A 10,657-nucleotide genomic window follows, 5' to 3' on the forward strand; every position below is an offset into this window, starting at 1 on the left:
GCTGGCAATGGGGCCAGCCGGGCACGGCCCAGGAATTCCGTTTCAATGTTGGCCCGGCGAATGCCGGGGGAACTACAGCCTCTTACGCTCCAGGTCGCGGGTTCGAATCCCGCTCGTCGTGGCAACACGACGGTAGCTCAGTGGTAGAGCAGGAATGTTCCCTCACTCTTGTCGCCTGGCCGGCACCTGTTTTGTTTTGCGGCGAATGCCGGTGGAACTACATCTTTGGTTGAGCCCTTCGGGGTCGGGTTCGAGTCCCGGTTGTCTGCGTCAGGTTGAGCAGACGTACGTTCCACTTCCCTTGTCGCCGCACCTTTTTATATTTCTGGCAGAAGGAAACACGCCATGTGCAACACCCACAACCATAACTATGACGTCATCCAGCAGCCGGGCGCTGCGCCGATCAAGCTCTGGACCCGCGGCGTGCCGCTGGAAGATGCCGCGCGCGAGCAGCTGCAGAACATTGCCAAGCTTCCTTTCATCCATCGCTGGATCGCGGTGATGCCCGACGTGCATCTGGGCAAGGGAGCCACGGTGGGCTCGGTGGTGCCGACCATCGGCGCGATCGTGCCGGCGGCCGTCGGTGTGGATATCGGCTGCGGCATGATTGCCGCGCGGACCACGCTGGTGGCCAGTGACCTGCCCGACAACCTGGCCGAGCTGCGCAGCGCGATCGAGCGCGCGGTGCCGCACGGTCGTACCGTCGGGCCGCGGGACAAGGGTGCATGGAACGCCCCGCCGGCGCTGGCGATCGAAGGCTGGTCGCAGCTGGTGGCCGACTTCGAGCTCATCTGCCAGCGTCACCCGCGCCTGAAGAACACCAATAACCTCAAGCACCTGGGCACCCTGGGGACCGGCAACCACTTCGTGGAAGTGTGCCTGGACCAGGAGCAGCGCGTGTGGTTCATGCTGCACTCCGGCTCGCGCGGCGTGGGCAACGCCATCGGCAACCACTTCATCGAGCTGGCCAAGCAGGACATGCGGCGCTGGATGATCAACCTGCCGGACCAGGACCTGGCGTACCTGCCGGAAGGCAGCGAGCACTATGGCGACTATGTGTTCGCGGTGAACTGGGCGCAGCGTTATGCCCGCCTCAACCGCGAGATCATGATGCGTCATGTGGTCGAGTCCGCGCGCAAGGTGATCAGCAAGCCGTTCGAGGCCGCGGCTGAGGCGGTCAACTGCCACCACAACTACGTGAGCCGTGAGCACCACTTCGGCAAGGACGTCTTCGTGACCCGAAAGGGCGCGGTGAGTGCACGCAAGGGCGAGCTGGGCATCATTCCGGGCAGCATGGGGGCCAAGAGCTTCATCGTGCGCGGTCTGGGCAATGCCGACAGCTTCAACAGCTGCAGCCACGGGGCAGGGCGGGTGATGAGCCGTACCCAGGCGCGCAAGTTGATCACGGTCGACGAGCACGCCAAGGCCACCGCGCACGTGGAATGCCGCAAGGACGCGGAGGTGGTGGACGAGTCGCCGGCGGCCTACAAGCCGATCGAGGCGGTGATGGAGGCCCAGCGTGACCTGGTGGAAATCGTGCACACGCTGCGTCAGGTGGTGTGTGTGAAGGGATGAAGCAACACGTGCGCGGCGTACACTGCGCCGCGCACGGCACTACGCAGGAGGAACGACTACATGGAGATGATTGAACTGGACGGTACCGAGGGCGGCGGTCAGCTGCTGCGCTCGGCGCTGACCTTGAGCCTGTGCACCGGCATTGGCTTCAGCATGAGCAACATCCGCGGCCGCCGTCGTCGCCCGGGCCTGATGCGCCAGCATCTGACCGCGGTGAATGCGGCGGTCAGCGTGGGCCAGGCGGCGGTGCACGGTGCGGTGCTGGGTGCCACCGCGCTGCGCTTTGAACCGGGCGCGGTGCGCGGCGGCGACTACCACTTCGCCACCGGCAGCGCCGGCTCGGCCACGCTGGTGCTGCAGACCGTGTTGCCGGCGTTGTGGCAGGCGGCGGTGCCGTCCACGCTGCAACTGGAAGGCGGCACGCATAATCCGCTGGCTCCCAGTGCGGACTTCATCGCTGAGAGCTATTTGCCGGCACTGGCCCGGATGGGCGTGCAGACCACCTTCGCGCTGCACCAGCATGGGTTCTACCCGGCCGGCGGTGGTCGCTTCGAGGTGCAGGTTGATCCCTGCGCCGCGCTGCAGCCGTGCACGTTCGAACAACGCGGCACGCCGTTGACGGTGGAAGCCGGCGTGCTGATGTCGGGCTTGTCCGGCAGCATCGGCCTGCGTGAGCTGCAGGTGCTCGCCGACCGCCTGGGCGTGGATGCACATCCGCGCCACGTGCAGTCGCTGCGCCCGGCAATGGGGCCGGGCAATGTGGCCCAGGTGCGCGTGCGGCACGGAGACCAGGTGGAAGTGTTCACCGGTCATGGCGAGCGCGGCATCAGTGCCGAGCAGGTAGGCGCACGCCTGGCCGATGAGGTGCAGCAGTACCTGGACGGCGGAGCCTGCGTCAACGAGCACCTGAGCGACCAGCTGCTGTTGCCGATGGCCCTGGCCGGTGCCGGCTCGTTCACCACGCAGGTCATCAGCGACCATCTGGCCAGCAATGCCCGGTTGATCGAAAAATTCCTGCCGGTGGAATTCGAATGGGTACAGGGCGACACCGGCTGGCGGGTCTGGGTGCAGGCGTAGCGCCCCACCGCCCATCCCCCCATTTCCCAACCCATCCCGCGTTTCCCCCGCTTCGTCGCATCCCGCTTGAACCCCCCGGGGCGCGCGCCCAGAGTCGGACACTGTCCGCTGGGAGCGCGCAAATGAACAAGGGAATTCCGTATCTGCTGGCTGTACTGGTCGCGCTGACGCTGTCGGCCGGCTGGGCAGCACCGGTACTGGCCCTGTTCGAGCACGCCGCCACCTGCCTGGGCAGTGGCGGCAGCCTGGACCTGGTGCGGCTGCGTTGCGTGCCGGCGGCACCGGTGGCGCTGGGCTGGTCGTTCTGGGCGACGCTGGCGGTGACCTCCCTGCTTGTGATGGCGGTCACGAACCGGCGCGGCCTGCACCGGCGTTGAGCCCAGCAGCCGGTCAATTGATCCGGCTCAAGGCGGTGCCTGCACGCCGGGTGTGCAATGGTAGTCCACACCTCATTGCACGGAGCCCGCCATGTACAAGCGCATTCTCATTGCCACCGACGGTTCGGAACTGGCGGCCAAGGGCCTGGACAAGGGCCTGGAGCTGGCCAAGGACCTGGGCGCGGAAGTGGATATCGTGACCGTGTCCGAGCCGTGGGCGGTCGGCATGTACGACGCCATGGGCTGGAGCGTGGGCTACATGAACAGCCCCGAGTACAAGGCCGACCGCGAAACCAGCGCGCAGGAGATCCTGACCCCGGCCAAGGCGACCGCCGATGCCCAGGGCATCGCCGCCAACACCGTGCACGTGCTGGACCGCTATGCCGCCGACGGCATCATCGACACCGCCACCGAACGCAGCAGCGACCTCATTGTGATGACCTCGCACGGCCGCCGCGGCGTGACCCGCGTGCTGCTGGGCAGCCAGACCGCCGAGGTGCTGGCGCGCAGCACGATTCCGGTATTGGTCATTCGTTGAAACGGGACATCCCGTTACGGCCGGATCTTCAACGTCTGCGATTCGTCCAGGGTGCCGTCCGCGTTCAACACCACGTACTTGCTGCCGGTGCTGTCATACAGCACCGGAATCGGATCGCGGAACAGCGGGCGGCGCACAAAGCGCAGCGACCAGCCGAAAAACTCCAGCGTTTCAACGGCCTTTGACTGTTCCGGGGTCAGCCCTTCGCGCAGAAGGGCGGGATCCAGCGGCTTGCGACGTTCAGAGGTGTTCATCAGGTACTGCGGACCACCCTCACCAGCTGTAAAGCTTCCAGTACACCGGCGAGACGCCGTCACGGTTGCTGTCCAGCTTGCCGTCGCCGTTGCCGTCGTACATGTAATACGGTGCGCCGCGCGCCGGGGTCACCTTGACCATGCGCAGCTGGCCGCTCACCCGGTATTCCTCGATGGTGTCGCCATTGTCGAGGGAGCGCTTGGAGACCTCCGCGCCACTGACGTCGACCGGGGGCATTCCGCCACCACCGGCGGTGGCACATCCAGCCAGTGCGAGCACGACGGCCAGCAGCAGGATCTTCATGGGCACAGGCTCCAGAGGCGGGGATTCATGATTATGCCCCATGCCTTGTGATGCCGGTGCCGCGAATGTACATGGCCGGGTGCGTAGAATCGTCGCATGAGCAGATTAGTCCTGATTGACGGGTCCAGTTACCTGTACCGCGCGTTCCATGCGCTCCCGCCGCTGTCCAACGCCGCCGGTGAACCGACCGGCGCGCTGTTCGGTGTGGTCAACATGCTGCGCGCGACCTTGAAGGAACGTCCTGAATACGTGGCGTTCGTGGTCGATGCGCCCGGCAAGACCTTCCGCGACGACCTGTACGCCGACTATAAGGCCAACCGCCCGCCGATGCCTGACGACCTGCGCCCGCAGGTGGAGCCGATGTGCCGCATCGTCGAGGCGCTGGGTCTGACCATCCTGCGCGTGCCCGGCGTCGAGGCCGACGATGTGATCGGCACCCTGGCCCTGCAGGGCCAGCAACAGGGCCTGCAGGTGACCATCTCGACCGGCGACAAGGACTTCGCCCAGCTGGTCCGTCCCGGCATCGAGCTGGTCAACACCATGACCGGCAGCCGCATGGACTCCGACGCGGCGGTGATGGACAAGTTCGGTGTGCGCGCCGACCAGATCATCGACCTGCTGGCGCTGATGGGTGACACCGTGGACAACGTGCCCGGGGTGGAGAAGTGCGGGCCCAAGACCGCGGCCAAGTGGCTGGCCGAGTACCAGACCCTGGACGGGGTGATGGCCGCTGCGCCGACCATGAAGGGCAAGATCGGCGAGAACCTGCGCGCGGCGCTGGAGCGCCTGCCGCTCAACCGTGACCTGGTCACCATCCGCACCAACGTGGAACTGGACGCCGGCCCGCAGAGCCTGGCCCTGCGCGATCCGGACGTGCCGACCCTGAGCGAGCTGTACCTGCGCTATGGCTTCACCCAGGCCTTGAAGGAACTCGGCGGAGCCGCTCCCGCCCCGGCCGCCGCCAGCGACGCCGCAGTGAGCCTGCGCGGCACCGCCGCCGGCTTTGCCCGCAGCAGCGGCGACAGCGCCCCGGCCGCGCTGGACCCCGCGCTCGCCGCGCCCGGCGAGTACGAGACGGTGGTGACGACGGAGCAGCTGCAGGCCTGGGTGGCCCGGCTGGAGGCGGCCGAGCTGATCGCCTTCGACACCGAAACCGATGCGCTGGACGCCATGCAGGCCAACCTGGTCGGGGTCAGCGTGGCGGTCGAGCCGGGCAAGGCGGCCTACATCCCGGTCGGCCACAACTACCCCGGCGCGCCGGCCCAGCTGCCGATGCAGCAGGTGCTGGACGCGCTGCGGCCGGTGCTGGAGAACCCGTCAAAGAAGAAGCTCGGCCAGCACGGCAAGTACGACCTGCACGTGCTGCGACGGCATGGGGTCAACCTGCAGGGGTACCACGACGACACCATGCTCGAGAGCTTCGTGCTCAACTCCACCGCCACCCGCCACGACATGGACTCGCTGGCGATGCGCTACCTGGGCTACAGCACGATCAAGTTCGAGGACGTGGCCGGCAAGGGAGCCAAGCAGATTCCGTTCTCGCAGGTGGGGCTGGACGAGGCGGCCCGCTACGCGGCCGAAGACGCCGACATCACCCTGCGCCTGCACCGCGTGCTGAGCCCGCAGCTGCTGGCGGTACCGGCGCTGGACAACGTGTACCGGCAGATCGAAATGCCACTGGTGCCGGTGCTGGCGCGCATTGAAGCCAACGGCGTGTACATCGACGCGGCCGAGCTGCGCCGCCAGAGCCAGGACCTGGGCGCACGCATGCTGGCCGCCCAGCAGAAGGCGACCGAGCTGGCCGGGCATACCTTCAGCCTGGACTCGCCCAAGCAGCTGCAGGCGGTGCTGTTCGACGAGCTGAAGCTGCCGGCGCTGGTGAAGACCCCCAAGGGCCAGCCCAGCACCAATGAAGAGGCGCTGGAGGCCATTGCCGACCAGCACGAGCTGCCCCGGGTGATTCTGGAATACCGCGGCCTGGCCAAGCTGCGCAGCACCTACACCGACAAGCTGCCGGAGATGGTCAATCCGGCGACCGGCCGGGTCCACACCAGCTACCACCAGGCCGGCGCGGCCACCGGCCGGCTGTCCTCGTCCGACCCGAATCTGCAGAACATTCCGATCCGCACCGACGACGGCCGCCGCATCCGTCGCGCCTTCGTCGCCCCGCCGGGCCACAAGCTGCTGGCCTGTGACTACTCGCAGATCGAACTGCGGATCATGGCCCACCTGTCCGAGGACCCGGGCCTGGTGCGGGCCTTCGAGCAGGGCGTGGACGTGCACCGGGCCACCGCCGCCGAGGTGTTCAGCCGCGCGCTGGACGAGGTGACCCCCAACGAGCGCCGTGCCGCCAAGGCGATCAACTTCGGGCTGATGTACGGCATGAGCGCGTTTGGCCTGGCCAAGAACCTGGGCATCGACCGCGGCCAGGCCCAGGATTATGTGGCGCTGTACTTCAGCCGCTATCCGGGCGTGCGCGACTTCATGGAGCGCATGCGCCAGCAGGCCCGCGACCATGGTTATGTGGAAACCCTGGAAGGCCGGCGGCTGTATCTGAACGATATTCACGCCCGCAACCAGGGCCTGCGCGCCGGGGCCGAGCGCGCCGCCATCAATGCGCCCATGCAGGGCACGGCCGCGGACATCATCAAGCGGGCCATGGTGAAGGTGGACGACTGGCTGGCCGGGCAGGGCGGACGCGCCCGGATGATTCTGCAGGTGCACGATGAACTGGTATTCGAAACCGAAAGCGAGTTTCTGGAAACCTTGCGTTCACAGGTGGTGGAATTGATGTCGTCTTCGGCGCAGTTGCGGGTGCCTCTGGTGGTCGACGCCGGGGTCGGCGACAACTGGGATGAGGCGCATTGAGACGCATTTGACGTGAAAATGGCTGAATTGGTTCAGTGGAAAGCCAAAATCTGACTCGATGATGAATCTTTCTGGATTTTCCCAAGAATTAATGGGCTTCCTTCACGAACTATCAATGTTCGAGGTGCTTTTATAGACCTCGACAGGCGCAACGCCTGTTGTGGATCTCTCCCATCCCCTGGAGCAGATCTCGGAACGGGGGCTCCTCCCCAAGCGCCCCGTTCCCCGGCCCCGCTGACCTCCCCCTGGTCGGCGGGGCTTTTTATTTTGGGTGTTTGGCCTCCGTCATTCCCCCATCACCCCGCTTCCCCGCATCCTCCTGCCCACACGATTCTGGCGGGGGACCCATGACCGACCTGTTCAACCTGGCCATGCCGTGGTGGGAGTTCATCCTGCGCGCGGTCGTGGTCTACACGGTGGTGCTGGGCATGGTGCGGTTGTCCGGCAAGCGCGCGCTGGGCCAGATCACCCCGTTCGACGTGCTGCTGATCGTCCTGCTGGGCAACGCCGTGCAGAACGCCCTGCTCGGACAGGACACCTCCCTGGGCGGTGGTCTGCTGCTGGCGGCTACGCTGATCCTGCTCAACTACGGGGTGGGCTGGCTCACCACCCGCAGCAGGCGGATCGAATCGCTGGTCGAAGGCGAACCGGTACTGATCGCCCGCGACGGCCAACTGCTGCCCTCGGTGCTGAAGCGTGAACTGGTCACGCGCGCGGATGTTGAGGCCGCCATGCGCCAGCAGGGGTGCCTGCGAATCGAGGATGTCGGATTAGCCCTGCTGGAGATCAACGGGCATATCACCATCGTGCCAAAGCGCAAGCCGGGCGCTTAGGCGGCGTTCTCAGGCGAACGATTCGTGGAAGCTTCCAGAATCGTATGCGGTTCCACTATGCGGCCTCGTCGTCCCGGTCGGAACCGTCATGCTGCCAACGTCCATTCAAGCAGGAGCGCCTGCCAACGCTTCGCGCTCTACAGAAACCGCCTCGCCCCGTGACACATCCCAGTCCAGTATCCGCTCAGAGCTGGTGGAGGTGGCCAACGGTGAGCGCCCCTCCTGTTCTACAGACAGCAAACGTACTGATGTTTCCACACTGTCGGCGGAGATCGGATGGCTGAGTAAAGAGGCTAGCGACGCGCGAGCAAAAAGTGACCTCTGGTGCCGTCTGCGAGACCAGATCAGCTCGTACTTCTGCGACCCAAGCGAAGTGCTGGTCTTGGCACGGAAGCTGGACTTGGACATACCCGTAGACAAGTGGCCGACGGAAGAGCTGTGCCAGGTGAAAATCCTCGAGTTGACGGAGTACGCCCGCAGGCAGGAGGAGAAGGTCGATAACATCAAGGCCGCGCATCCCGAACTTGATCCCGCAAACGCTGAAGCGCCGGTACGTTACGAGTACGCCAGCTCAGACCCGAGCGACGATGCGGAGGAAACAATGAAGAATCTGCAGCGTAGGCGAGCAGAACTGACGGCACCTGGCACATTCGATCTCCTTAAATTTCTCTCGACGGATCGGCGCCTCTAGGGCCGCCGCATGTAGTCACGCGGAGAATGCGCGATATCTGCAAGCGCAACCCGTTCCGAGTCGGTGCAATCGTCTGACCGCGCCCCAACCGGGGCGCCTTCTGCAGGATGTCCTTCGTGATAGTCGAACCACAGAAGTCGCCGCACCTTCCTTCCCACCAGCCCATGAGCGCACCCGGTACCCACACCGGTTCGCCGGTCATGAACCTTCGAGACATGATCAATGGCGGCTCAGTGCCGCCACCCACACCGAAACAGGCGCAGCGAGTGGAGCGCAACCTCTGCAAGCTGGAGAACGCGCAGGCCCAGCTGCAGGCCGTGCGTCAGCACGAGGCATCCCCCTCGGGTCGCCTGCAGGCACTGGCCTTTGACGGTGGCCTGTTCGCAAACGACACCGGCGAGCTGGCCCAGGCGGAACGGCAGGTCCGGCACTACGAAGAAAAGCTGGCGTCGCTGCAGCGCTCGTTCGGGCAGTAAGCCGCCCCGTCAGCCTGCGTCCAGCCACTCCCGTGGCACCAGGTAATCCGGCAGCGCCGCTTCGGCGCTGCCGGGTTCCGGGGTGAAGCCGTATTCCCAGCGTACCCGCGGTGGCAGGCTCATCAGGATGCTCTCGCTGCGGCCACCGCTCTGCAGGCCGAACAGCGTGCCGCGGTCGTACACCAGGTTGAACTCCACGTAGCGGCCACGCCGGTACAGCTGGAACTCGCGTTCGCGTTCGCCGAATGCGGCGGCCTTGCGGCGCTCCACGATCGGCAGGTAGGCGTCCAGGAAGCCGTCGCCCACCGCGCGCAGGTAGGCGAAATCGCGTTCGAAGTCGCCGTGCAGGTCATCGAAGAACAGCCCGCCCACGCCCCGCGTTTCATTGCGATGGCGCAGGAAGAAGTACTCGTCACACCAGCGCTTGTGCGCGGCGTAGCGTTCCTCGCCGAAGGGCGCGCACAGGTCATGGGCCACCTGGTGCCAATGCCGCACGTCCTCGTCGAAGGGGTAGAACGGGGTCAGGTCGAAGCCGCCGCCAAACCAGGAGGCCACCTGCTCACCGTCGCGCTCGGCGCGGAAGTAGCGCACGTTGGCATGGGTGGTGGGCAGATAGGGATTAAGGGGATGGAACACCAGCGAGACGCCGGTGGCGCGCCACGAGGCACCGGCCAGCTCGGGCCGGTTGGCCGAGGCCGAAGGCGGCAGGCGCGTACCGCTGACGTCGGAAAAGCCGATACCGGCCTGCTCGAACACCGCACCGTCGCGCAGCACCCGGGTGCGGCCACCGCCGCCTTCGGCGCGCTCCCACAGGTCCTCGGCAAACCGGGCCTGGCCGTCGGCCGCCTCGATGGCCGCGCAGATGCGGTCCTGCAGGTCGGTGAGGTACTGACGGACGCGCTCGAATTCGTTCATGCCCGTATGTTAACGCGCCCGGCGCTACGTCAGCGGGCGAACCAGCGCTTCACGTCCGGCTTGCCCAGCCGCACCAGCAGCCAGCCGTGCAGTACCGCAAAGCTCAATGCGGTGGCCAACGCGATGCCGGTGTAAAGGATCCGCTGCACCAGCAACTCGCTGCGCAGCTCGCCCTGATCCACGTCATCCACGGCGGCCGGCAGGTGCAGCGCCAGCTGGCGGAAGATGTCGTCCACCACCCACACCGCGAAGAAGTTCAGAACGGCGGTCAGCACCAGCAGCACGATGAACAGCTGCAGCGCCCAGTTCAGGCGGCGCAGCAGGCCCCAGCAGGACACCGCACCGGCCACGCAGATCGCCGTCATCGCCAGGTTGAACGCCACCGCATGCCGGCCGAACCAGCGCAGCGACGGCGGCATCCAGGACAGGTCGGAGCTGGCGGTCAGTTCCTGCAGCCATTCCCACTGGTGCAGGACCACGGCCAGCACCGCGCAGCCGGCCCAGGAAATGGCCGACACGATGCAGACCACCAGGATCGACTTGGCCAGCGGCGAGATGAATTTCGGAGCCCCATCGGGCGTGTGCGTGGCGCGCGGGGCGGCCTGGGTCTGCAGCGGGGGCGGAACAGTCGACATCCGGTGTCCTGGGGTGAGCGGCGGGGGGGGCAGGCCCAACAAGCCTGCGGCCGCACAAGGCGGCCGCAGACAGGATAGGGGGAATTTTTGCCCGTAGTTACTTCAGCGTGGTGT

Annotated in this window: 12 protein-coding genes; 8 read left to right on the forward strand and 4 right to left on the reverse strand. The window is 66.2% G+C overall.

Going from position 1 to position 10,657, the window contains the following annotated elements:
- Positions 1 to 345: 345 nt before the first annotated feature.
- The 4 genes from QMX83_RS17095 to QMX83_RS17110 all read left to right on the forward strand — a co-directional run bounded on the left by QMX83_RS17095 (position 346) and on the right by QMX83_RS17110 (position 3,567).
- On the forward strand, positions 346 to 1,575 hold the full coding sequence (locus QMX83_RS17095; protein WP_282297840.1) for an RtcB family protein: 1,230 nt from the start codon (positions 346 to 348) through the stop codon (positions 1,573 to 1,575).
- A 60-nt stretch (positions 1,576 to 1,635) separates the two neighbouring features.
- Complete coding sequence (gene rtcA / locus QMX83_RS17100; protein ID WP_282297841.1) at positions 1,636 to 2,652, forward strand: RNA 3'-terminal phosphate cyclase; 1,017 nt, start codon at positions 1,636 to 1,638, stop codon at positions 2,650 to 2,652.
- A gap of 122 nt (positions 2,653 to 2,774) precedes the next feature.
- Positions 2,775 to 3,029 (forward strand): hypothetical protein, encoded by a 255-nt coding sequence (locus QMX83_RS17105; RefSeq protein WP_282297842.1) that lies wholly within the window; start codon positions 2,775 to 2,777, stop codon positions 3,027 to 3,029.
- A 91-nt stretch (positions 3,030 to 3,120) separates the two neighbouring features.
- Positions 3,121 to 3,567: a universal stress protein gene (locus QMX83_RS17110; protein WP_282297843.1), complete on the forward strand. Its 447-nt coding sequence runs from the start codon at positions 3,121 to 3,123 to the stop codon at positions 3,565 to 3,567.
- Between the two features lie 14 nt (positions 3,568 to 3,581).
- On the opposite strand, the gene QMX83_RS17115 is transcribed toward QMX83_RS17110, so the two are convergent.
- Both QMX83_RS17115 and QMX83_RS17120 read right to left on the reverse strand, forming a co-directional pair.
- A complete protein-coding gene (locus QMX83_RS17115; protein WP_282297844.1) occupies positions 3,582 to 3,821 on the reverse strand; it encodes a hypothetical protein in 240 nt (79 codons plus the stop codon).
- A gap of 19 nt (positions 3,822 to 3,840) precedes the next feature.
- Complete coding sequence (locus QMX83_RS17120; RefSeq protein WP_282297845.1) at positions 3,841 to 4,125, reverse strand: DUF2782 domain-containing protein; 285 nt, start codon at positions 4,123 to 4,125, stop codon at positions 3,841 to 3,843.
- A gap of 96 nt (positions 4,126 to 4,221) precedes the next feature.
- On the opposite strand from QMX83_RS17120, the gene polA reads away from it, so the two are divergent.
- From polA to QMX83_RS17140, 4 genes are all read left to right on the forward strand, one after another.
- Positions 4,222 to 6,993, forward strand: a complete 2,772-nt coding sequence (polA, locus tag QMX83_RS17125) for a DNA polymerase I (protein ID WP_282297846.1) — start codon at positions 4,222 to 4,224, stop codon at positions 6,991 to 6,993.
- Between the two features lie 347 nt (positions 6,994 to 7,340).
- A complete protein-coding gene (locus QMX83_RS17130; protein ID WP_282297847.1) occupies positions 7,341 to 7,826 on the forward strand; it encodes a YetF domain-containing protein in 486 nt (161 codons plus the stop codon).
- Between the two features lie 88 nt (positions 7,827 to 7,914).
- Entirely contained in the window at positions 7,915 to 8,517 is a 603-nt protein-coding gene (locus QMX83_RS17135) for a hypothetical protein (protein WP_282297848.1), read from the forward strand.
- A gap of 200 nt (positions 8,518 to 8,717) precedes the next feature.
- Entirely contained in the window at positions 8,718 to 8,993 is a 276-nt protein-coding gene (locus QMX83_RS17140) for a hypothetical protein (RefSeq protein WP_282297849.1), read from the forward strand.
- Positions 8,994 to 9,002: 9 nt separating this feature from the next.
- On the opposite strand, the gene hemF is transcribed toward QMX83_RS17140, so the two are convergent.
- The gene (gene hemF, locus QMX83_RS17145) at positions 9,003 to 9,908 is read right to left on the reverse strand and encodes an oxygen-dependent coproporphyrinogen oxidase (protein WP_282297850.1); all 906 of its coding nucleotides are present in this window, start codon (positions 9,906 to 9,908) and stop codon (positions 9,003 to 9,005) included.
- A gap of 29 nt (positions 9,909 to 9,937) precedes the next feature.
- Entirely contained in the window at positions 9,938 to 10,543 is a 606-nt protein-coding gene (locus QMX83_RS17150) for a hypothetical protein (RefSeq protein WP_282297851.1), read from the reverse strand.
- Positions 10,544 to 10,657 lie beyond the last annotated feature (114 nt).

The organism is Stenotrophomonas sp. PS02289, assembly GCF_029960115.1.
Lineage (GTDB): Bacteria > Pseudomonadota > Gammaproteobacteria > Xanthomonadales > Xanthomonadaceae > Stenotrophomonas.

Bases quoted from the DNA above. Each gene is read 5' to 3' on its own strand.
- QMX83_RS17095 (WP_282297840.1), top strand. From the start codon at position 346: ATGTGCAACACCCACAACCATAACTATGACGTCATCCAGCAGCCGGGC.
- rtcA (WP_282297841.1), top strand. From the start codon at position 1,636: ATGGAGATGATTGAACTGGACGGTACCGAGGGCGGCGGTCAGCTGCTG.
- QMX83_RS17105 (WP_282297842.1), top strand. From the start codon at position 2,775: ATGAACAAGGGAATTCCGTATCTGCTGGCTGTACTGGTCGCGCTGACG.
- QMX83_RS17110 (WP_282297843.1), top strand. From the start codon at position 3,121: ATGTACAAGCGCATTCTCATTGCCACCGACGGTTCGGAACTGGCGGCC.
- QMX83_RS17115 (WP_282297844.1), bottom strand. From the start codon at position 3,821: ATGAACACCTCTGAACGTCGCAAGCCGCTGGATCCCGCCCTTCTGCGC.
- QMX83_RS17120 (WP_282297845.1), bottom strand. From the start codon at position 4,125: ATGAAGATCCTGCTGCTGGCCGTCGTGCTCGCACTGGCTGGATGTGCC.
- polA (WP_282297846.1), top strand. From the start codon at position 4,222: ATGAGCAGATTAGTCCTGATTGACGGGTCCAGTTACCTGTACCGCGCG.
- QMX83_RS17130 (WP_282297847.1), top strand. From the start codon at position 7,341: ATGACCGACCTGTTCAACCTGGCCATGCCGTGGTGGGAGTTCATCCTG.
- QMX83_RS17135 (WP_282297848.1), top strand. From the start codon at position 7,915: ATGCTGCCAACGTCCATTCAAGCAGGAGCGCCTGCCAACGCTTCGCGC.
- QMX83_RS17140 (WP_282297849.1), top strand. From the start codon at position 8,718: ATGAACCTTCGAGACATGATCAATGGCGGCTCAGTGCCGCCACCCACA.
- hemF (WP_282297850.1), bottom strand. From the start codon at position 9,908: ATGAACGAATTCGAGCGCGTCCGTCAGTACCTCACCGACCTGCAGGAC.
- QMX83_RS17150 (WP_282297851.1), bottom strand. From the start codon at position 10,543: ATGTCGACTGTTCCGCCCCCGCTGCAGACCCAGGCCGCCCCGCGCGCC.